Origin of the sequence: Paenarthrobacter nitroguajacolicus (assembly GCF_051027655.1) — a bacterium.
Lineage (GTDB): Bacteria > Actinomycetota > Actinomycetes > Actinomycetales > Micrococcaceae > Arthrobacter > Arthrobacter nitroguajacolicus.
Genome location: NZ_CP073234.1, coordinates 3863165 through 3883760 on the forward strand (window position 1 = coordinate 3863165; position 20596 = coordinate 3883760).

17 protein-coding genes are annotated in these 20596 nt (G+C 63.0%); 11 read left to right on the plus strand and 6 right to left on the minus strand.

The genetic code is table 11. The features are described from left to right. Nucleotides 1-276 precede the first annotated feature (276 nt). From acs to KCX59_RS18190, 4 genes are all read left to right on the plus strand, one after another. Nucleotides 277-2322 (plus strand): acetate--CoA ligase, encoded by a 2046-nt coding sequence (acs, locus tag KCX59_RS18175; protein WP_179017090.1) that lies wholly within the window; start codon nucleotides 277-279, stop codon nucleotides 2320-2322. A 177-nt stretch (nucleotides 2323-2499) separates the two neighbouring features. After that, complete coding sequence (locus KCX59_RS18180) at nucleotides 2500-3288, plus strand: DeoR/GlpR family DNA-binding transcription regulator (protein ID WP_178995230.1); 789 nt, start codon at nucleotides 2500-2502, stop codon at nucleotides 3286-3288. Nucleotides 3289-3439: 151 nt separating this feature from the next. Further along, a complete protein-coding gene (locus KCX59_RS18185) occupies nucleotides 3440-4189 on the plus strand; it encodes an ABC transporter ATP-binding protein (RefSeq protein WP_179017072.1) in 750 nt (249 codons plus the stop codon). A 7-nt stretch (nucleotides 4190-4196) separates the two neighbouring features. Further along, nucleotides 4197-5552 (plus strand): FtsX-like permease family protein, encoded by a 1356-nt coding sequence (locus KCX59_RS18190; RefSeq protein WP_179017091.1) that lies wholly within the window; start codon nucleotides 4197-4199, stop codon nucleotides 5550-5552. 110 nt (nucleotides 5553-5662) lie between these two features. Here KCX59_RS18190 and KCX59_RS18195 read toward each other — a convergent pair whose 3' ends face one another. Both KCX59_RS18195 and KCX59_RS18200 read right to left on the minus strand, forming a co-directional pair. Then, the gene (locus KCX59_RS18195) at nucleotides 5663-6682 is read right to left on the minus strand and encodes a LacI family DNA-binding transcriptional regulator (protein WP_091470407.1); all 1020 of its coding nucleotides are present in this window, start codon (nucleotides 6680-6682) and stop codon (nucleotides 5663-5665) included. A gap of 14 nt (nucleotides 6683-6696) precedes the next feature. Beyond that, on the minus strand, nucleotides 6697-7896 hold the full coding sequence (locus KCX59_RS18200; RefSeq protein WP_091470405.1) for a Gfo/Idh/MocA family protein: 1200 nt from the start codon (nucleotides 7894-7896) through the stop codon (nucleotides 6697-6699). Between the two features lie 214 nt (nucleotides 7897-8110). Between KCX59_RS18200 and KCX59_RS18205 the strand changes: the two genes are divergently transcribed. The 4 genes from KCX59_RS18205 to KCX59_RS18220 all read left to right on the plus strand — a co-directional run bounded on the left by KCX59_RS18205 (nucleotide 8111) and on the right by KCX59_RS18220 (nucleotide 13740). Next, the gene (locus KCX59_RS18205; protein WP_178995236.1) at nucleotides 8111-9070 is read left to right on the plus strand and encodes a carbohydrate ABC transporter permease; all 960 of its coding nucleotides are present in this window, start codon (nucleotides 8111-8113) and stop codon (nucleotides 9068-9070) included. A 9-nt stretch (nucleotides 9071-9079) separates the two neighbouring features. Continuing rightward, nucleotides 9080-10006 carry a carbohydrate ABC transporter permease gene (locus KCX59_RS18210; protein WP_178995238.1) on the plus strand — a complete coding sequence of 309 codons (927 nt, stop codon included), beginning with the start codon at nucleotides 9080-9082 and terminating at the stop codon, nucleotides 10004-10006. 73 nt (nucleotides 10007-10079) lie between these two features. After that, a complete protein-coding gene (locus KCX59_RS18215; RefSeq protein WP_179017073.1) occupies nucleotides 10080-11444 on the plus strand; it encodes an ABC transporter substrate-binding protein in 1365 nt (454 codons plus the stop codon). A 106-nt stretch (nucleotides 11445-11550) separates the two neighbouring features. After that, entirely contained in the window at nucleotides 11551-13740 is a 2190-nt protein-coding gene (locus tag KCX59_RS18220) for an alpha-galactosidase (RefSeq protein WP_179017074.1), read from the plus strand. Between the two features lie 165 nt (nucleotides 13741-13905). Here the strand turns inward: KCX59_RS18220 and KCX59_RS18225 are convergent, their stop codons facing one another. Then, nucleotides 13906-14583 (minus strand): Crp/Fnr family transcriptional regulator, encoded by a 678-nt coding sequence (locus KCX59_RS18225; protein ID WP_011775987.1) that lies wholly within the window; start codon nucleotides 14581-14583, stop codon nucleotides 13906-13908. 234 nt (nucleotides 14584-14817) lie between these two features. Here KCX59_RS18225 and KCX59_RS18230 point away from each other — a divergent pair, with 234 nt between their 5' ends. Both KCX59_RS18230 and aroQ read left to right on the plus strand, forming a co-directional pair. Next, the gene (locus KCX59_RS18230) at nucleotides 14818-16002 is read left to right on the plus strand and encodes a MarP family serine protease (RefSeq protein WP_091470396.1); all 1185 of its coding nucleotides are present in this window, start codon (nucleotides 14818-14820) and stop codon (nucleotides 16000-16002) included. A 40-nt stretch (nucleotides 16003-16042) separates the two neighbouring features. Continuing rightward, nucleotides 16043-16507, plus strand: coding sequence for a type II 3-dehydroquinate dehydratase (gene aroQ / locus KCX59_RS18235; protein ID WP_026005528.1), 465 nt, complete (start codon nucleotides 16043-16045; stop codon nucleotides 16505-16507). A 130-nt stretch (nucleotides 16508-16637) separates the two neighbouring features. On the opposite strand, the gene KCX59_RS18240 is transcribed toward aroQ, so the two are convergent. Genes KCX59_RS18240 through KCX59_RS18250 form a run of 3 tightly spaced genes read right to left on the minus strand, consistent with a single transcriptional unit; the run spans nucleotide 16638 to nucleotide 18261 of the window. Further along, complete coding sequence (locus tag KCX59_RS18240; protein WP_179017075.1) at nucleotides 16638-17549, minus strand: NUDIX hydrolase; 912 nt, start codon at nucleotides 17547-17549, stop codon at nucleotides 16638-16640. A gap of 17 nt (nucleotides 17550-17566) precedes the next feature. Then, nucleotides 17567-18103 carry a RidA family protein gene (locus KCX59_RS18245; RefSeq protein WP_091470391.1) on the minus strand — a complete coding sequence of 179 codons (537 nt, stop codon included), beginning with the start codon at nucleotides 18101-18103 and terminating at the stop codon, nucleotides 17567-17569. A 2-nt stretch (nucleotides 18104-18105) separates the two neighbouring features. Next, nucleotides 18106-18261: a DUF4177 domain-containing protein gene (locus tag KCX59_RS18250; RefSeq protein WP_011775990.1), complete on the minus strand. Its 156-nt coding sequence runs from the start codon at nucleotides 18259-18261 to the stop codon at nucleotides 18106-18108. On the opposite strand from KCX59_RS18250, the gene KCX59_RS18255 reads away from it, so the two are divergent. Beyond that, complete coding sequence (locus KCX59_RS18255) at nucleotides 18260-20596, plus strand: transglycosylase domain-containing protein (protein ID WP_178995244.1); 2337 nt, start codon at nucleotides 18260-18262, stop codon at nucleotides 20594-20596. The two genes, KCX59_RS18250 and KCX59_RS18255, sit on opposite strands and share 2 nt — an antisense overlap.

The following is a 20596-nucleotide window of genomic DNA, read 5'->3' on the forward strand; positions in this document are numbered from 1 at the left end:
GCCCACCGATCCCCCGCCGGCAGCGGCGGCCTGAGTCCGCCGTCGTGCGTCATGTAAACGGTTCCCCACCGCCGAAGCCGCCATTCGTCGCTAAATCCGCGCCGCTCACGGCCGCATTTGTGACGACGCACACGTAGCACTTCGCTAAGCGATAGTGTTGATGCCGGACAGCACTCTGCGGACCCTTGAGGGACGCGCTCGACGCCGACGACGGCCCGGGCGAGGACCTCACGGCAGGATCCGCGCAGCAAAGATCGATGAATGATGAGGTTCACCATGTCCCAGGACACCACCGGATCCACGGCCACCGCTGCAGCTTCAACGGCTCAGAACGGTCCCGCCGCACACGTTGAGGCACTTGAAAACCTCCTCCACGAGAACCGCAAGTTCGCGCCGTCGGCAGAGTTCGCCGCAAACGCCGTCACAAGTGCTGACGCCTACAAAGAGGCAGAGGCGGACCGTCCCGCGTTCTGGGCCAAGCAGGCCCGCGAGCTGTTGAGCTGGGACAAGGACTTCACCGAGGCGCTGGACTGGTCCAACCCGCCGTTTGCCAAGTGGTTCGTGGGCGGCGAAGTCAACGCCGCGTACAACGCGTTGGATCGCCATGTGGAGAACGGCTTGGGTGACCGCGTTGCCATCTACTTCGAAGGCGAGCCCGGGGACACCCGCACCTACACGTACGCGGAACTGACCGAAGAGGTCAAGAAGGCTGCCAACGCCTTCGAGTCCCTCGGTGTTGCCAAGGGTGACCGCGTGGCCGTGTACTTGCCCATGATCCCCGAGGCCGTCATCACTCTCCTTGCCTGCGCCAGGATCGGGGCCGTGCACTCCGTGGTCTTTGGCGGTTTCTCCGCTGACGCCCTGCGCTCCCGGATCGAGGACGCCGAAGCCAAGCTCGTTGTCACCGCCGATGGCACCTACCGCCGCGGCAAGCCCAGTGCCCTGAAGCCCGCAGTGGACGAAGCCCTTTCCAAAGAGGGCCACACTGTCCAGAACGTGGTTGTGGTCAAGCGCAACGGCGAGGACGTTAACTGGGTAGAAGGACGCGACCTCTGGTGGAGCGAGACGGTAGACCTCGCAGAGAAGGAGCACACCGCCGTCGGGCATGACTCCGAACACCCGCTGTTCATCCTCTACACCTCCGGCACCACGGGCAAGCCCAAGGGCATCCTGCACACCACCGGCGGCTACCTCACACAGGCCGCGTACACGCACAAGGCAGTGTTCGACCTCCACCCCGAAACGGACGTTTACTGGTGCACCGCCGACGTCGGATGGGTCACCGGCCACTCCTACGTCACCTACGCTCCGCTGATCAACGGCGCCACGCAGGTCATGTACGAAGGCACCCCGGACTCCCCGCACCAGGGCCGCTGGTGGGAAATCGTGGAGAAGTACAAGGTCTCCATCCTCTACACCGCGCCGACTGCCATCCGGACGTTCATGAAGTGGGGCCGGGACATCCCGGACAAGTACGATCTCTCCTCCATCCGCGTCCTGGGCTCCGTGGGTGAATCCATCAACCCTGAAGCGTGGATGTGGTACCGCGACGTCATCGGTGCCAATGCCGGCAAGAACGGCGAAAAGAAGGAACACCCCGCCCCGATCGTGGACACCTGGTGGCAGACCGAAACCGGCGCGCAGATGATCGCCCCGCTGCCCGGTGTCACGGCCACCAAGCCCGGCTCCGCGCAGGTTCCGCTGCCCGGTATCGCCGTGGACGTCGTGGACGAGAACGGTCAATCCGTGGCGAACGGCGAAGGAGGCTACCTGGTGGTCCGCGAACCGTGGCCCTCCATGCTCCGTGGTATCTGGGGCGACCCCGAGCGTTTCAAGGACACTTACTGGTCCCGGTTCGAGGCGATGTACTTTGCCGGAGACGGCGCCAAGAAGGATGAAGACGGCGACGTCTGGCTCCTGGGCCGCGTGGACGACGTCATGAACGTCTCCGGCCACCGCCTCTCCACCACGGAGATCGAGTCCGCCCTCGTCAGCCACCCGTCCGTCGCCGAAGCAGCCGTGGTTGGCGCCGCAGACGAAACAACCGGCCAGGCAGTGGTCGCGTTCGTCATCCTCCGCGGTGACGCAGTGAACAACGGCGACGAAACCGTCCTGGAACTGCGCAACCACGTGGGCAAGGAAATCGGCCCGATCGCCAAGCCCAAGCAGCTTCTCATCGTTCCGGAACTGCCCAAGACGCGCTCCGGAAAGATCGTCCGCCGCCTCCTTAAGGACATCGCAGAAGGCCGCGACACCGGCGATGCCACCACCCTGGCAGACCCCGGCATCATGACCCAGATCGCGGAGTCCCTCCGCAAGTAAGTAGTTCACGACGGCGCCACTCACCTCTTGAGGCGAGCGGCGCCGTCGTGCGTTAAATGCCTTGCGTGACGCAGCGGTGACGCCGCCGCGCTGGGCCTGCCCGGCTCCGGAAGCCTCCCGCCCTAGACTGGAGCCAGATTCAGCCCCATGTTTGACGAGGTTCCCAGAAAGGCCCTGATGCTTCAGGCAGCACGCCACTCCGCCATCATCGACGCCGTCCAGCGGGAACGCGTGGTGCGGGTCTCGGACCTCGCGCAATTGCTGGGCGTGTCCCCCATGACCGTGCGCCGCGACATCGAAGCCCTTGAGGAAGCCGGCCGCGTTGAGCGCATCCACGGCGGAGCCAAACTGCCCGGTGATGCGAGCACCCACGAACCCGGCTTCGAGCTCAAGTCCACGCAGCTGACCGCGGAGAAACACGCAATCGCCGTTGAGGCCGCGTCCCTTGTCCAGGAAGGAATGGCAATCGGCCTCGGCGCCGGCACCACCACGTGGGCCTTGGCGAAGGAACTCGTCAACGGGCCCCGCATCACCGTGGTCACCAACTCGGTGCGCATCGCCGACCTCTTCCACCACGGCTCCTCATCCGGCCCCGCACGCTTCGGATCCACAGTGATCCTGATCGGCGGCGAGCGAACACCGTCCGACGCCCTGGTGGGCCCGATAGCCACATCCTCGCTGAAGCAGCTCCACCTGGACGTCCTGTTCCTGGGTGTCCACGGCATGGATGGCCACGCAGGTTTCACAACCCCCAACCTCCTGGAAGCGGAAACCAACCGCGCCTTCATGGCATCTGCCCGGAGCACCGTTGTCCTGGCCGACCACAGCAAGTGGGGCGTGGTGGGCATAGCCTCGATCGCCCAACTGGAAGAGGCTGACGAACTGATCACGGACTCACTGCTGGGTGAAGACGCCCGGCGCGTACTGGCCGAGAACGTTGCAAAACTTAGGATCGCCGAGGCCTAACCCAAGTAGGTCGCAGTTGAGCGCGTTCTGAGAGCTCAAAACGACGTTATCTGCGACTCAGTTGGGTCTCATACCCCGGGTGGAGGCCTGCCCGCAGAGTTCAGCCGCGGGACTGACGCCCCAGGATAGGGGCCGCAGGGATGCTGGATATATGAACGCCATCCTCCACGCCCAGCAGCTCACCAAGCACTACCCCGGAAGCATCGCTTTGGACCACGTCGACTTCACAGCAAACTCCGGCGAGTCCATTGCGATTATTGGACCCTCAGGTTCCGGTAAGACAACCCTTTTGCACTGCCTCGCCGGGATTTTGAGGCCCGACGCCGGTGCCATCACCTTGAACACGCCGTCCGCACCTTTGCGGCTGGACACGTTGGGAGATGCAGCGCTGTCCCACCTGAGGCGCGAGGAGTTCGGCTTCGTCTTCCAACAAGGCATGCTGCTTCCGGAGCTCACTGCCTTGGAAAACGTGGCGCTGGCGCTCATGCTCAACGGCACGGACCGCAATACTTCAGAGGCGAGGGCCGCCGAATGGCTTGGCGCGTTGGGGCTGGCCGGGATGGAACAACGCCGATTGGGCGAGCTTTCGGGTGGACAGGTGCAGCGTGTGGCTATCGCCCGTGCCCAGGTCACGGGCGCCCGGGTTGTCTTCGCGGACGAGCCCACCGGCGCTTTGGACTCGGCGACCTCCAAGGAAGTCCTGGACGTACTCCTTCACTCCGTAGCTGCCAATGGCCGGACGCTTCTGGTGGTCACCCACGATCCCAACGTTGCTTCCCGTTGCCAGCGCGTTGTGGAGTTGCGCGACGGCAGGATCGTGGCGGATAGCAGCAGCCCCGTTCCGGCTCCGACGCAGGCCGAGCCTGCCACCGCCAACTTCAAGGGTGCCTTTAATGTCTAGTCTCTCCATGGCCCTGCGCCTCACGCCATATCTCGCCCGAAGCAACGGGAGCAGCTTCCGGGAAACAGGTCTCCGCGATGCCGGGCTCCCGATCTTGGCTTTTGGGACGGTCACCGCCCTGCTGCTCACCGTGGCCGGAGGTTCACAGGTCTTCTGGTCCTGGTCCGACGACATCGCAGGCACCTACCAGGCATTGGCCGTCGTCGCCGTGGTCTTGCTCATCATCCCGTTGTTGACGCTCGGTGCCTCGGCCGCCCGACTCGCCGCCCGACGTCGTGATGACCGCTTGGCTTCCCTGCGGTTACTTGGCGCCAACAGCGCGACGGTGGTCTGGATGACAGTCATTGAGTCCACCGTCCTCGCCGCCGTGGGAGCGTTGGCAGGCGCTGGGCTATATGCCTGCATGGCGCCGTTCCTGGGGCTGATCCAGTTTCGGGGCCAGAAAATCGGGAGCCACGCGTGGCTGTCAGTGCCGTCCATCCTCGGCTGCGTTCTGGCCGTCTGTGTCCTTGCTGCGGCGAGCGCCGCATTGGGGCTCCGGAAAGTTGTGGTGACACCGCTGGGTGTCCGGACCCGGCAAACGGCCGACGGCGCGCACTGGGTTCGCGGACTCATCGCGGCTGTGGTGGTGGTTGTTGGAGTGGTGGCGATGGGGATGCTCAGCAGCTTCGGTGCGTTCATAGTGATCATTGCCGTGATGGGCGGTTGCTTCGGGCTGGCGCTGCTGGCATTGAACCTCATGGGACCGTGGATCCTGCGATTGAGGGCATCGTCCCAGCTCAAGCGGGCCAAACGACCCGAGCAACTGCTGGCCGCGCGGACCGTTTTGGAGAGCCCCAAGGAATCGTGGCGACAAGTCGGGGGCGTCGCGATGACCAGTTTTGTGGGGGTATTCGTGGGTGTCGGCATGGCTGTAGCCGACACCATGGGCACCGGCGCTGACGCTGAAGCAACGCTGCTGGTCCGGGACATCAACACCGGAGTGATGATCACCCTGCTGGGCTCGTTCCTGATGGTTGCGTGTTCCGCGGGTGTGAACCAGGCCGCCGCCGTGCTGGACCGGGCTTCCACCTTGGTGGCACTGGACCGGGTTGGGATGCCACGGAAGCTCATGGTGGCGGCGCGGGTCAAAGCCGTGATGTCGCCGCTGTTCCTGGTGGCGGGCATTTCAGCTGCCGCGGCTGCCGTCCTGGTCCTGCCGCTCACGGGTGCTGCGCTGCTGACCCAGCCTGTGGTGATCCTGACCATCGGCGGGGTGTTCGCCGCCGGCTTCCTGCTGGTCCGGCTGGCCGTGGCCGCGGGCACGGCGCAGATCGGCCAGGTGCTGGCCCGCCCCGAGCGTTACGCCAGCATGGACTCGTAACCCAGCCAGCCGCCGTCGTAATCCCCCGCGAGATGGCAGTTAATGACGGTGTTTCCCACAAACATTGGCATTAAATGCCATCTCGGCGGGGCTGATCGCAGCCGCCGGGGCTATTTGCAGCCGCAGGACTGTCGGATGATCAACTCGGTGGGCAGGATCTGGTGTTGCAGTTCATCGCCGCGGCCCTTGCCCACCAATGCCTGCACTGCGGCTTCGGCCATCGCTTTGACGGGCTGCGCAACAGTAGTCAGCGCGGGCCAGCAGTATTCGGCGTCCAGTGAGCCGTCGAAGGACACCAGCGCAAGGTCCTCGGGCACACGAACGCCTGCCTCATGCAGCGCCCGGAGGATGCCGATGGCTTGCATATCGTTGCTCGCGAAGATCGCGGTGGGGCGATTGGCCATGGCGAGGAAGCGTTTGCCTACCTCGTAGCCGCCCGGACGGCTAAAGGGACCGTGCAGCATAGGCCCGTCCGGCAGCCCGGCATCGCGCAAGGTGGCCAGCCAGCCCACCTCGCGCCCATCCAGTTGGTTGCCGGTATTGGTTCCGATTGCCAAGCCAATATTCGTGTGCCCGTGACCAATGAGATGTTCCACGGCAGCCCGCGCTCCTGCTTGGAGATCGACACCCACGCTGCTAAGTCCCGGGGGCGACCCTGCATTGTTCAGGAGCACCGACGGAATCTCCGAAGCTTCCAGTTCGGTGACATCGGGATCGAACACACAGCTGGCCAAAAATACACCGTCCACCTGGCGGGCGGCCAACGTGCGGATGTTCTTGCGTTCGCGCGTCAGGCTTCCGTCCGAGTTGGTGAGCACCATGCCAAAGCCAAGTTCCGCTGCGGCGTCTTCCACAGCGTGGGCCAGCTGCGTGAAAAACGGGTTGGTGTTATCCGGAACCACCACGCCAATGGTCTCGCTGGATCCCAGCTTCAGGGCCCGGGCGGCGGCGTTGGGCCGGTAACCGAGAACGCGGATGGCGTCGCGAACCTTGGCTTCCGTCGCCGGGGCAACGTTCTTGGGTCCACCGTTCACCACATAACTCACGACGGCGGTACTCACCCCGGCGTACCGGGCCACGTCTTTGCGTGTAACCGGGCCGCGCGAGGTTTGTACCGCCGAAGTTGTCATGAGGTAAATGCTAGCTACTCCACGGGAGCATCACCGAAGTCGCGGATGGGAAGGCGCTCCCCGCCACGAAGCGCAGACTCGTGGGCTACGATTCCCGGCAACGTGAACCGGGCCGCCACCCAGGCGTTTACCGGAGGAAGGCTGCGGTTATTCACGGCAGTGACGAAGTCGTCCACCAGGAACTGATGGCTTCCTTCGTGCCCGTTGGGCGCTCCCAGGAACTCTTGGGGAAGCCTGGACTGGTCGTGTACTGGAGCCAGCCCAGAGATGAAGGCGTCCCGCAGCTCAGGGGCCACGTCTGCCAGCGAGGGGTCATCCAGGGACATGGTTGGCTTGGTTTCCACCTGCTGGGACACGTCTTCCACGGTGGACTTGTCCTGCCACACGGTGGTGGTGGCAAGTTGCTCAAAGCTGGCATCGGTGCCAAAGAAACGGAAGCGGGACTCGCGGATATGCGACGGGTATCCTACGCGGCGCATCTCGTTGGTGCGCATCGCGCCGCCGTCGTTCATTTCAAACAGCGCCGTGGCGTTCGAGAAGTCGTTGGCGAACATGCTGACGTCCTTGTCGAAGACGCCATCGCCACGCTGGTCCTTCACGCCGATGCAGCTGACGCTGACCGCATGTCCGGGGACGGCTCCGAGGACGCCGCCGATTGCGTGAGTGGGGTAGAGCATGGGCGGGTAGCTGGCGGTTTCCTTCCACCGCTCTCCGCCGCTGTACTGGTATGCCTCATAGAAACCGAGATCCATGTCGTGGACGTAGTCGCCTTCGGTGTAGAAAATCCGGCCAAACTTGCCGGCCGCATGTTGCTGCCGGGCGAAGACTGTGGCGGGGTTGTAGTAGCTGGTCTCGCCCATCGCGTAGACCAACCCGGTCTCACGCACGGCCTCGATGATCCGTTCGATTTCCTCTTCGGAGATGGCCATGGGTACCGCTGAATAGACGTGCTTTCCGGCCCGCAGGGCACGCTCGACGAGTGGCCCGTGCGTCCACCGCTGCGTGAAGATGGCGACAGCATCGACGTCGGACTCCAACAGCTCCTCGAAGCTGCCCATCACGCCGTCCAGCCCCCAGCGTTCCTGCGCAGCAGTAGCCCGCTCGGGAAGTTCGTCGATGGCGTAGACCGCACTGACGCCGGGGTGGAGCTTGAACAAGTGGGCGAATTGACTGCCGAACTGTCCGGCACCCACAACACCGATCGAAAACGTCATTGTTTACCTTCCCTGGGGCTGCCGAAGCAGCCTCCGCTACGTCCCTCATGTGATTTCCCGTCGAGTCTTGCACTGCCATCTACTCGAGTCAACAGAAGCAACATAATTGAACATTTCCCACCAAAATGTTGCGGACGCTCTTGCACTATCGGGATCTACTCGTGTAGATTCTCATCCAGTTGTTACTCACATCACAGTTAGGAAAGGGTCGACGATGACCACGCTAACCAAGCAACCAGATCCAGGGCTCTCCGCCAGGGTGCCGCGGAAGTCACGGAAGCGGGGAAAGCCATCCGACGGGTTCCGCGGCATCGGGGACCTGAAGGTCGCACTCTTCTTCATCGCTCCGGCGATGGTCGGATTGATCCTCTTCTACCTCGTCCCGACCATCCGGGGCATTTACCTCAGCTTTACCGAGTACAGCATTCTGGGCGACCCGGAATGGATTGGTGCACGGAACTACGAACGCATAGCCAAGGATCCGCTGTTCTGGAACGCCTTGGGCGTCACGTCGGAATACGTGGTTATCAACATTGTCCTTCAGACGGCGTTGGCCCTGGGCCTTGCAATCCTGATGCACCGGGTCGCAAAGTCGACCCTCATCCGCGGTGCGCTCCTGATGCCCTATCTGATGGCGAACGTCATTGCGGCCCTGCTGTGGTTCTGGATGCTTGACTACCAGATCGGCGTCATCAATCAAATCATCGAATGGACCGGACTGCCCAGGGTTGCCTTCTTCGGCAGCGAGCAATGGGCCATCCCCACCCAGGCGCTCATCAACACGTGGCGGCACATGGGCTACACAGCGCTCCTGATCTTCGCCGGGCTCCAAGCCATCCCGAACAGCGTCTACGAGGCCGCCAGCATCGACGGTTCCAAGGCCGTGAGCACTTTCTGGCGGATCACCCTACCGCTGCTGCGACCAGTCCTGGTACTCGTCCTCGTAGTGACCGTGATCGGTTCCTTCCAGGTCTTTGACACCGTTGCCGTCACCACGGCCGGTGGGCCTGTCAACGCGACCCGCGTGCTGCAGTTCTACATCTACCAGCGCGCCTTCAATGAACAGGATTTCGGCTATGGATCCGCCCTGGCTGTCATCCTCTTCCTCATCCTCGCCATCGTCGCTTTCATCCAGATGAAATTCCTCCGCGGCAACCAGTCGGACCTGGACTAAGGACACGCCATGACCACTCTTGCATCGCCCAAGAACGACGGCCGCCGTCGCCCGCTCAGCCGTCCCTTCAACTGGCGCCGAGCCATCGCCCTGACCCTCCTTGCCCTGGCCGTCGCCGTGAGCATCCTGCCCTTCTACTGGGTGCTGCGCACAGCCCTGTCCTCCAACGGCTCCCTCGCCGCAAACTCCGCCAACCTGCTGCCGGCCGACTTCAACCTGGGCGCATTCAAGCGTGTCTTCGGCCTCCAGAGTGCCTCCGAAGCCATCGCAGAAGGCGGTTCAGGCGCTTCGATCAACTTCTGGCAGTACCTTTGGAACTCACTGCTCTTCTCCGGCATCACGACAGCCTGCGCTGTGTTCTTCAGCTCAATGGCCGCCTACGCTTTCTCCCGGTTGCGGTGGAAGGGCCGCGACGCGGTCTTCTCCCTGTTCCTTGCCACCATGCTGGTTCCGCCGATCTTCACCGCCCTGCCCAATTTCCTGCTCATCAAGAACCTGGGCCTGCTGAATTCCATGCTCGGACTCGTGCTGCCTTACTTGTTCATGACCCCGTTCGCGATCTTCTTCATGCGCCAGTTCTTCCTGAACATGTCCAGGGAAGTTGAAGAGGCTGCAATGCTCGACGGCGCCAAGCACTGGCGGATCTTCTTCCAAATCATCATGCCCAACGCCGCTGCCCCAATCGCGACCCTGGCCCTGCTGACCTTCATGGGTCAATGGAACGAATACTTCTGGCCCCTGCTCGTAGGCACCTCCGAGGAATCCAGGGTGCTCACCGTGGGACTGGGAGTCTTCAAATCCCAGTCGCCGCAAGGGGCGCCGGACTGGTCCGGGCTCATGGCCGCAACGCTCGTGTCCGCCACGCCTGTGCTGATCCTCTTCGCCATCTTCGGCAAACGAATCGTCAACTCCATCGGCTTCAACGGCACCAAATAGCTTTCTCCACCTCCCGCACGCGGAAACCGGCATGTGCCGGAACGCACCCCATCCCGTCCTGAAAGGACCAACCATGATGAACAAGAAGGCATTAGGCACCGTCGCCGTCGCAGCAGCTGCTGTCCTCGCACTGTCGGCCTGCTCGGGCGGCAGCTCCGGAGGGAGTTCCGGAGGAGACGCTGCCCAGGGCGAGATCAGCTACTGGCTCTGGGACGCCAATCAGCTCCCTGCCTACCAGCAGTGCGCCACTGACTTCACCAAGGCCAACCCGGACATCACCGTCAAGATCACCCAGACCGGTTGGGACGACTACTGGTCCAAGCTCACCAATGGCATGGCCTCCGGCACGGCGCCGGACGTCTTTACGGACCACCTGTCCAAGTATCCCGATTTCCTCAAGACCAAGCAGTTGGTGGCCCTTGACGACAGCATCACTCAGGACAAGATAGACCTTTCCCAGTACAACGAAGGCCTCGCGGACCTCTGGGTGGGTCAGGATGGCAAGCGCTACGGCCTGCCCAAAGACTGGGACACCGTCGCACTGTTCTACAACCAGAAGATGGCCACCGACGCCGGCATCACCCCTGAACAAATGGGCTCCCTGACCTGGAACCCCGAGGACGGCGGAACCTACGAGAAGGCAATCGCCCGACTCACTGTGGACAAGAACGGCAAACGCGGCGACGAGGCAGGCTTCGACAAGAACAATGTTGCCGTCTACGGATTGGGCCTGCCAGGCTCCGATGCTGAGAACGCCGGCCAGACACAGTGGAGCTACCTCTCCGCCACCACTGGCTGGACCACCACAGACAAGAACCCCTGGGGCACCCACTTCAACTACGACGACAAAAAGCTCCAGGACACCATCGACTGGTGGGCCTCGCTCGCAGTGAAGGGCTACATGCCCAAACTTGAAACCACGGTTGGCGCCAACGCAGCCGACAGCTTCGGCGCAGGCAAGGCCGCCATCAACAGCAATGGTTCCTGGATGATCGGCCAGTACACCGGCTACAAGGGCATCGACGTCGGCATCGCCCCCACACCTCAGGGCCCCGAAGGCAAGCGCGCCTCCATGTTCAATGGCTTGGCCGATTCCGTTTGGGCGGGCACCAAGAAGAAGGACGCCGCCATTAAGTGGGTCGAATACCTCGGCTCCGCCGCCTGCCAGGACGTCGTGGCTTCCAAGGCCGTCGTGTTCCCGGCCATCACCACCTCCTCCGAGAAAGCCGCAGACGCCTTCAAGGCCAAGAACGTGGACGTCACTGCCTTCACCCAGCACGTGAAGGACAAGACCACTTTCATGCTCCCGATCACTGACAACGCTTCCAAGGTTTCTGGAATCATGAAGCCGGCAATGGACGCCGTGATCGCCGGCAAGTCCCCCGCCAGTTCACTGACTGAGGCCAACGAACAAGTCAACGCCCTCTTCGCGAAGTAACAACCCACCCGTTGTGGGGCCCGCTCTGCGCGTTTTCGTATCGAAATAGCGCGCAGAGCGGGCCTCACAACACCCCCCACGACCCGATGTGAAAGTGAATCCATACATGCACCCGCTCCATCTCCGTTCCGCAGGTACCAGCTTGGTGATCGCCACCCACCGTGGAGAGGCTGAGATCATCCACTGGGGAGCCGACCTGGGCGATTCCTTGCCGGACCTGTCCATCCTCAGCGAGCCCATTCCGCCCTCGTCCATCGATGCCAACGTCCCAGCGGGGCTCCTCCCCCAGGCGTCGTCGTCGTGGCAAGGACGGCCGGGACTTCGCGGGCACCGCATCACAGACGGCACACCTGGCTTCGATTTCTCACTACGCCTGCGGGTTGCGAGCGCTACGGCGGACGGCAGCACGGCGGTGGTTGTCCAGTCGGATCCCGACGCCGGCATCGCGGTGACAAGCAACCTCACCTTGCACCCGGGCGGGCTTCTCGAACTGCGGCACTCGGTGACGAACGACGGCACGTCACCTTTCCAGGTAGATGAGTTGGCGACCATGCTTCCGGTGGCGCCTGACGCCGTCGAACTTTTGGACCTGACCGGCCGCTGGTGCCGTGAGCGCCACCCCCAGCGCAGGGCCATCCAACAAGGAACCTGGGTCCGCACCGGCCGCCATGGCCGCACCGGGCATGACTCCTCCCTGCTGCTGGCGGCCGGAACTGCGGGCTTTGGGAACCGGCACGGCAAGGTGTGGGCCACACATTTGGCATGGAGCGGGAACCACGAGCAGTTTGCGGACAGCGTAGCCGATGGCCGCACGATGGTGGGCGGCTCCGAACTGCTGGGACCAGCCGAAGTAGTCCTGCAGCCGGGCGAAAGCTACACAACCCCTGCCCTGTTTGCGGCTTACTCAGACCGTGGGCTGGACGGGATCTCCGAGGCCTTCTACGCGTGGTTCCGTTCGCGGCCGCACCATGTGGGCGCAGCTTCCGCAAAGACCCGCCCAGTAGTCCTCAACACCTGGGAAGCGGTGTACTTCGACCACAACCTGGACACCTTGATCGAGCTGGCCGAGTCGGCTGCGGACCTCGGGGTTGAGCGTTTCGTGCTCGACGACGGCTGGTTCCGCGGGCGCCGCGACGACCACGCCGGGTTGGGCGACTGGTACGTCGACGAGACACTCTGGCCCAACGGCCTGACGCCGTTGATTGATGCCGTGACCAGCCGGGGCATGGAGTTTGGTCTGTGGGTCGAGCCGGAAATGGTCAACCTTGACTCCGACATCGCCAGAGCTCATCCGGAATGGGTTGTGGGCCCCTCAGCAGTTTCCCATAAGGACGGCGGCCGACTGCCCCTTGGGTGGCGGCAGCAGCACGTGATCGACCTCGTGAACCCGGATGCGTGGCAGTACATTTACGAACGCATGGACAGCTTGCTGCGCGAGAACAACATCAGCTACCTCAAGTGGGACCAGAACCGCGACCTCCTGGAACACGGGCATGCGGGCCGGGCTTCGGTGCACGAGCAAACCCTGGCCGCGTACCGGCTGTTCGATGCGCTCCATGCGGCCCATCCCGGGGTTGAAATTGAAAGTTGCTCCTCCGGCGGCGCCCGCGTGGACCTTGGGATCCTGGAGCGGACTGACCGGATCTGGGCTTCAGACTGCAACGACGCCTTGGAACGGCAAACCATCCAACGATGGACCGGAATGGTAGTCCCGCCGGAACTGGTGGGCGGGCACATTGGACCCACCACCTCGCACACAACGGGGCGGACGCACGACCTCTCGTTCCGCGCTATTACGGCGTTGTTTGGACACTTCGGCATGGAGTGGGACGTCCGCTCCGTCACGGGTGCGGAGCGCGAGGAACTCAAGCGCTTCATCGGCCTCTACAAGGAACACCGCGGCCTCATCCACAGTGGCCGAATGGTGCGGGCCGATGTGCCGGACGAATCGCTGATGGTGCACGGCGTGGTGGCTGACACTGAAGGGCTCGACGGCGGCACGCCAGGTGGTGCCACGGCTGCTCTTTTCGCCGTGGTGAAGACCCGGACAGGTTTTGACGAACAACCCGGACGGGTAACCTTCCCGGGGCTGGATGCCTCCCGTTCATACCGGGTGGAAGCCATCTTCCCTGCACCCGGGGATGCCGACTACGGGCACACGTTCACCGAGGCAAAGCCGGTGCCGTGGCTGGCGTCCGGGGCTGACGCTTCGGGGCGGTTCCTTGGCGAGGTGGGCCTTCCCATGCCGGTCCTGAACCCGGAGCACGCCATCCTGCTGCGGTTCACGACCCTCTGACGCCCGCTCACATCCCACCGACTTGAGCCGCACGCTCTCTCACGTCCCACCGGCTTGAGCCGCACGCTCTCTCACATCCCACCGACTTGAGACGAACGCTCGCTCACGGTCAACACAAAAGAAGCCGCCCTGGTTCGCAACCAGGGCGGCTTCTTTTGTTGCTGTTTAGCGTGAGCGCTGGCGCAGGCGCTGCATGTCCAGGATCACCACGGCGCGGGCTTCCAGGCGGAGCCAGCCGCGCTGAACGAACTCGGCAAGTGCCTTGTTCACGGTTTCTCGGGAAGCTCCTACCAGCTGGGCAAGCTCTTCCTGGGTGAGCTCGTGCGCTACCAGGACGCCGTCAGTGGCGGGGCGGCCGAAGCGGTCTGCCAGATCGAGGAGTGCCTTGGCTACACGGCCAGGGACGTCGGAGAAAACGAGGTCGGACAGGGAGTCGTTGGTCCGGCGGAGACGGCGGGCCAGAGCCTGCAGCAGCTGCGCGGAAACCTCGGGGCGCGTGCGGAGCAGGGCGTTGAGGCTCTCGTTCTTGAGGCCAGCCAGGCGGGTTTCCGAGACGGCAGTGGCCGTTGCGGTACGCGGGCTGGGGTCGAACAACGCCATTTCGCCGAAGAGCTCACCCGGGCCGAGGATGGCCAGGAGCGACTCGCGGCCATCGGGGGACGTGCGGCCGAGCTTTACCTTGCCGGAAACGATGAAGTAGAGCTGGTCACCCTGGTCGCCTTCGCGGAACACCGAAGCTCCACGTGAAAGGTCCACCTCGGTGAGTTCGTCCGTCAGCAAGCGGAATGCGTCGTCGTCAAGGGTGGCGAAGAGGGGTGCGCGGCGCAATACCTCGATGTCCATGAAATCTCCTGAATATAAGTTTCGGTCGTGGCGCTCAGGCCATTGTTTCAGAATTTTTAAGCTTCTGTGACGTACTTGGCACGTGAAACGCTGAAATGGCGCGGGTTTCGGGGCATCCAACCCCTCCTGACGCCCTTAACGGCGGTAGAAGTGGCCCATATCGTGACCGGACTAACGGTTGGTTGTCAGGGTGGCCACCTAGAATTGGCGCTACCCCGGCTATGAGGAGCATTGGTGTTTGGCTTGACGATATTGGATTTGGCATTGATCTTGATGCTGCTGTCCTACCTGATCTATGGCCTGCGCAACGGCTTTATGGTCACGCTGGGTGGAATCGCAGGATTCGTCGTCGGCGCCATTGCGGCCTTCATGGCAGTTCCACTCGTCAGCGGCTGGGTGACCGACAGCGGTTGGAGGCTGACCGCCACGGTGGGTGCCGCCGTCGTGCTTATCGCTTTGGGGCACGGGCTGGGCACCATGATCGGGCGTAAAGTCCGCCACGCCGTGCGGATCAAGCCGTTGCATGCCGTGGACCGGCTGATCGGTGGCGTGGTGAGCGTGGTGGTGGCGGCGCTGGTGATGTCCATGCTGGCGTTCAGCATCAGTTCTCTCGGCGTGCCGTTCGTTTCGCAGCAATTGGCCGAGTCCCGCGTCATTCGTTACATCGACAATGTGACTCCCACGCCCGTCAAGAGCACCATGGCACAGCTGCGGTCCACCGTGATCGGCGACGGGATTCCGAAGCTCATTGAGGGCGTCGGCCCCGTCACGCCGGTGCCCGTTCCCAACGAGTCCACAGACACTCCAGCCCTCAACCAGGCCGCCGATTCTGTCCTCAAGATCGCCGGCACCGCATTCGAATGCGGGCAGAACCAGACCGGTTCCGGATTCGTTGTCTCGCCCGGGCGCGTCGTCACCAACGCGCATGTTGTGGCGGGCGTGTCGCAGCCGGTTGTGGAAGTTCCCGACGGCGGCGCGTTGCCGGGTCGGGTGGTGTACTTCGACTCCCAGCGGGACATCGCAGTCCTGGCCGTTGATGGGCTGCAGTCCAATCCGCTTCCTCTGAGCGCCGACTTGGCCGCGGGCAGTCCCGCCGCTTTTGCGGGGTACCCGCACGGCGGTCCGTTCCAATCCAAGCCGGCTACAATTCAAGGCATTTCAACCATTCTGGTTCCCGATATTTACGGCAACAATCCTTCGCCGGAGCTGGTCTACAGGCTGGCGGGCGACGTCCAGCCGGGTAATTCGGGCGGCCCGCTGCTGACTATGCAGGGGCAGGTGGCCGGGCTGATCTTCGCCAAGACCACTACAGACGCCGCCCTCGGCTTCGCCCTCACCATGCAGGACCTGGAACCGGTGGCCGCGCAGGCTCCCGGCCTCAGCGACCCCGTCTCGGCAGGTCAGTGCACCCGTAAGTAACGATTCCCGGACTCCTCCGGACCGCTATAGATTGGGAGCCATGACTGAAGCCACTCCTGCCACCGAAACCGGTCGCGGCACCATCCTTGTGATCAACGGCCCCAACCTGAACCTTCTGGGAACCCGCGAACCGGAGAAGTACGGCACGTCCACCCTGGCCGATGTGGAGCAACTGGCCATGACTGCGGCCGCTGCCCATGGCTTCACTGTTGACTGCGTTCAGTCGAACCATGAGGGCGACCTCCTGGACGCCATCCACGCTGCCCGGGGCACCGCCGTCGGAATTGTGATCAACGCCGGCGCGTACACGCACACCTCCGTGGCCCTTCGTGACGCCCTGGCGGCTGTGCAACTGCCCGCCGTCGAGGTCCACATCACCAACGTGCACCAACGTGAAGAGTTCCGCCACCACTCCTACCTGTCGGGTGTGTGCAACGCGATCATCGTAGGAGCGGGTGTGCTGGGCTACAAGCTGGCCATCGAGTATCTGGCAGACACGGTCTAACGCACGCTGGACGTGAGAGAGCGACCGCCCCAAACCCGCGGGACGTGAGCGAGCGACCGGCCCAAACCCGAGGGACGTGAGAGAGCGACCGGCTCAAGCCCGAGGGATGTGAGCGAGCGTCAAATGGCGGTTAGCGCTCGCGCTGGGGCTCCCCTGCCACGGTGCGGGCGGCTTCGACCTCGAGCATCAGAATTCCGCCCTCGTCCACCAGTTTCGCCTGGTACACGTGGGCCTTGCGTTTGTAGCTCAGGTAGGCGATGCAGCCGTTGGCGTTGGCCATCTTTTCGAGCATGATCTCGGAGCCTGGCACCAGGAGCTGACCAAGCTTCAGGCCGACGGTATTTTCCTGGCCGACTTCGTCACCGAGTGCTGAAGTGTCCCGCAGGGCAATGGCTTCGGCGGCGGTGACCCAGCGGCCCCAAACCCCCTTACTGCCCAGGATGGTGGGTTGCTGGTTCACGGGGACGGTGGCGGCGAAGTATCGGGTGTTAAAACGCGCATGGGCGAAGTCCGGGCTGAGCCAATTCACCAGTGGCTTCAGGAGGTCGGTGCGGAGGGAGAGTCCGCGTTTGGAGAGCATCTCCGTGAAGGACTTCTCTTGGGCGGCCACGGCTTCGCGGGCGCGCATCCAGTCGACGGTGGAGTTCGCCTCGACCGTAGAGGAAGCATCAGGGCCTGCGAGCAGGACACCGGTTTCTTCGAAGAGTTCGCGGATGGCGCCCACAACGTGACGGCGGGCGAGTCCGACGTCGTCCGTTCCCATCTGCTCAGCCCAATGCTGGGGTGAGGGGCCCAACCAACCCACGGGGTCGTCGTCGGACGGGTCCAGGGAGCCGCCCGGGAACGCGACAACGCCCAACGGCGAGGAACCCGGCCTGTATCCAAGCCAGGTTTCCAAGCCGGTGGGCGAGTCGCGCAACAGCACAACTGAGGAGGCGTAGCGGGCGGCCCTGGGGGTCCGTTCGCCAAGCTCAAGCCAGTTTCGTGCTGCCCCCTCAAGTTCCGGGGGCAGTACGAACAGACGGCGGGCAAGCTGCGGCAATTGGGTGAACCGGTTCCTTAGCTGAATTCAGCGATGAGCTCGACTTCAACGGGAGAGTCGAGCGGCAAGACAGAGACGCCGACGGCGGAGCGTGCGTGCTTGCCGGCGTCGCCGAATACCTGTCCGAGGAGTTCGGACGCACCGTTGATCACGCCGGGCTGACCGGTGAAGGTGGGTTCGGAGGATACGAAACCCACTACCTTGACGATGCGGGTAACACGGTCGAGGTCGCCGATGACGCTCTTGACTGCAGCGAGGGCGTTGATGGCACACAGGGCTGCGTAACGCTTGGCGTCTTCCGGATCAACGGTGGGTTCGTCGGACGCGCCCAACTCGCCGAGGGAAACCTTGCCCGTAGCTTCGAGTTTGCCGTTAATAAACGGCAGCTGCCCGGAGGTGTAAACGTAGTTGCCGGAGACGATGGCAGGTACGTAATCGGCGACGGGCGCGGCGACCTCGGGGAGGGTCAATCCGAGCTCGGCCAGACGCTGCTCAACAGCAGACGTGGGGGCGCCGGATTCCGCGGCAGACGTGGTTTCTGCGGGGGTGGTCATGATTACTGCTTCTCCCTCTTCAGGTATGCAACAAGGCCTTTGCCATCGGGGCCACCGACGACCTGGACGAGCTCCCAGCCGTCCTCGCCCCACTGGTCCAGGATCTGCTTCGTAGCGTGAATAATGAGCGGAATCGTGGCGTACTCCCATTTGGTCATGACAGAAAGCCTAGCCCTTGCCGGTAAAGTGGAAAACATGGTGACTCGCAAGAACCCACTATTCGACACTGCCACCACCCTCGGAAAGATTCTAGGCTTCCTTGGTGTGAGCGCGATTTGTGGCGTCCTGGTGGCGGGCCTTTTGGTCCCCGCAGCCGCCGTTTCGGGCAGTGCCGCAAGTGGTTCAATTCAGTTCTTTGACACTCTGCCGGCGGAACTCCAGGTGGATCCGCCCAGCCAGAACACCACGATCCTGGCGAAGGACGGTTCGCCGATCGCCTCGATCTACGCAGAGAACCGGACCAAGGTTCCGCTGGATCAAATGAGCCCGTTCATCAAGGACGCTGTCATCGCTATCGAGGACAGCCGTTTTTATGAGCACGGCGGCATTGACACCACCGGCATTATGCGAGCCATCGTCAGCACCGCCCGCGGCAACAAGCAGGGCGCGTCCACGATCACGCAGCAGTACGTGAACAACGTCATCAACGAGTCCCTGGTGGCGTCCGACCGCGAAGAAGACGTCAAGCTCAACGGTGGCGGAAAGGGCGTGGGCGACAAGCTTCGCGAAATGAAGCTTGCGATCGCTTTGGAGAAGAAGTTCTCCAAGGAGCAGATCCTTGAGGGTTACCTCAACATCGTCTTCTTCAACCGTGACGCCTACGGCATTGAGGCTGCCTCGAAGTTCTTCTTCAGCACCTCTGCCAAGGACCTGACGCTTCCGCAGGCTGCCCTCCTGGCCGGCCTGGTGAACAGCCCGTCGGCCTTCGATCCCATCGCCAACCCTGACAGCTCCAAGGTTCGCCGTGACCTGGTGCTCGCCTCCATGGTTAACCAGGGGAAGATCACTCAGGCACAGTACGAAGAAGCTGTCGCCACTCCGGTCACCACGCAGGTCACCCCCGCACGCCAGGGCTGCGCGTATGCCACCATGGCGCCATACTTCTGTGACTACGTGCTCCACCTGCTCTTCAACAACCCGGCGTACGGTGACACCACGGAAGAGCGCGTCAAGCGCATCCAGCGTGGCGGCCTCACCATCCAGACCACCCTCGATCCCACCGCCCAGAACGTCGCACAGCAGCAGGTCGACGCAACGGCTGGCGCTAACCCGGACAAGTGGGGCGCGTCGATCGTCTCCGTCCAGCCGGGCACCGGCCAGATCGTGAGCATGGCCCAGAACACTGTTTGGCTGCCTCAAGAGGGCAAGTTCGATCAGACGCAAAACTTCAACGTGGATGTCCTGGACGCCAACGGCAACGACCTCAACGGCATCGGCGGATTCCAGCCCGGTTCAACGATGAAGCCCTTTACGTTCGCCCAGTGGCTGAACGAGGGCAAGTCGATGAATCAAAACGTAAATGCCGCCCAGCGGAAATACGGGGTGAACTTCCCCTGGCGGAATACCTGTCCCACGCCGACTGACGGGTTCTACGACGGTAACGTCCAAGGAAGCTTCGACCTTCAGAACTCCGACTTGGGCTACTACCGGAACATGACTGTTCTGTATGGCCTCATGAACTCCATTAACACGGCGACGTTCGCTTCAGCTGCGCAGGTTGACCTCTGTGGCATCCAGGGAATCGTAGACGCCACCGGCATTCACGGCGGTCTTCCCACGCGCGATGAAACTGGTAAGGTCACGGATCCGAACCCCCAGGTTCCCATGACACGTTTGTCCAACCTCATTGGCGCAACACAAACAGCTCCGCTCACCATGGCTGCAGCCTTTGCCACCTTCGCGGCCGACGGCAAGTACTGCGAGCCGATTGCCATCACCTCGGTGAAGGACCAGTCCGGCGCCCAACTTCCCGCGCAGTCTTCCAGTTGCAAGGATGCGGTAAAGCCTGAAGTAGCCCGCGGCGTCGCTTACGCGATGGGCAAGGTGCTGGATGAAGGCTCAGGCTCGTTGATCCGCCCGGCCCTGAACTCCAAGAACTTCCCGGTGGCCGCCAAGACCGGAACCAACGACACCAACGGCTCCACGTGGGTAGTCGGGTACACCTCTGGCCTCGCGACTGCTTCATGGTTTGGTGATCCTCTGGATGACCAGTCACGCTACGGACGGGACCTCACCGTAAACGGCAAGTTCTATAAGAGCATCGACGGTTACATGATCGCCGGCCCGCAGTTCACCAATTACATGTTGGCTGTTGCACCTGCCTACGGCACCAACCCGTTCCAGCAGCCGCCGTCGAACCTGCTCGGTACTGCGACCCCGCAGCGGAACAACACCCCGTCCAACAACACGCCGTCCACCGCGCCCAACCCGGCCCCGTCCTCCGGAAACGGCAACAACGGGAACGGTAACAACGGCAACGGCAATAAGAACTGA

What these genes read in the sequence shown, in the direction of transcription:
- KCX59_RS18190 (WP_179017091.1), top strand. Translation starts at nt 4,197, where the DNA reads ATGGCCCTGCGCCTCACGCCATATCTCGCCCGAAGCAACGGGAGCAGC.
- acs (WP_179017090.1), top strand. Translation starts at nt 277, where the DNA reads ATGTCCCAGGACACCACCGGATCCACGGCCACCGCTGCAGCTTCAACG.
- KCX59_RS18205 (WP_178995236.1), top strand. Translation starts at nt 8,111, where the DNA reads ATGACCACGCTAACCAAGCAACCAGATCCAGGGCTCTCCGCCAGGGTG.
- KCX59_RS18225 (WP_011775987.1), bottom strand. Translation starts at nt 14,583, where the DNA reads ATGGACATCGAGGTATTGCGCCGCGCACCCCTCTTCGCCACCCTTGAC.
- KCX59_RS18255 (WP_178995244.1), top strand. Translation starts at nt 18,260, where the DNA reads ATGACAGAAAGCCTAGCCCTTGCCGGTAAAGTGGAAAACATGGTGACT.
- aroQ (WP_026005528.1), top strand. Translation starts at nt 16,043, where the DNA reads ATGACTGAAGCCACTCCTGCCACCGAAACCGGTCGCGGCACCATCCTT.
- KCX59_RS18180 (WP_178995230.1), top strand. Translation starts at nt 2,500, where the DNA reads ATGCTTCAGGCAGCACGCCACTCCGCCATCATCGACGCCGTCCAGCGG.
- KCX59_RS18200 (WP_091470405.1), bottom strand. Translation starts at nt 7,896, where the DNA reads ATGACGTTTTCGATCGGTGTTGTGGGTGCCGGACAGTTCGGCAGTCAA.
- KCX59_RS18250 (WP_011775990.1), bottom strand. Translation starts at nt 18,261, where the DNA reads ATGACCAAATGGGAGTACGCCACGATTCCGCTCATTATTCACGCTACG.
- KCX59_RS18215 (WP_179017073.1), top strand. Translation starts at nt 10,080, where the DNA reads ATGATGAACAAGAAGGCATTAGGCACCGTCGCCGTCGCAGCAGCTGCT.
- KCX59_RS18220 (WP_179017074.1), top strand. Translation starts at nt 11,551, where the DNA reads ATGCACCCGCTCCATCTCCGTTCCGCAGGTACCAGCTTGGTGATCGCC.
- KCX59_RS18195 (WP_091470407.1), bottom strand. Translation starts at nt 6,682, where the DNA reads ATGACAACTTCGGCGGTACAAACCTCGCGCGGCCCGGTTACACGCAAA.
- KCX59_RS18210 (WP_178995238.1), top strand. Translation starts at nt 9,080, where the DNA reads ATGACCACTCTTGCATCGCCCAAGAACGACGGCCGCCGTCGCCCGCTC.
- KCX59_RS18245 (WP_091470391.1), bottom strand. Translation starts at nt 18,103, where the DNA reads ATGACCACCCCCGCAGAAACCACGTCTGCCGCGGAATCCGGCGCCCCC.
- KCX59_RS18185 (WP_179017072.1), top strand. Translation starts at nt 3,440, where the DNA reads ATGAACGCCATCCTCCACGCCCAGCAGCTCACCAAGCACTACCCCGGA.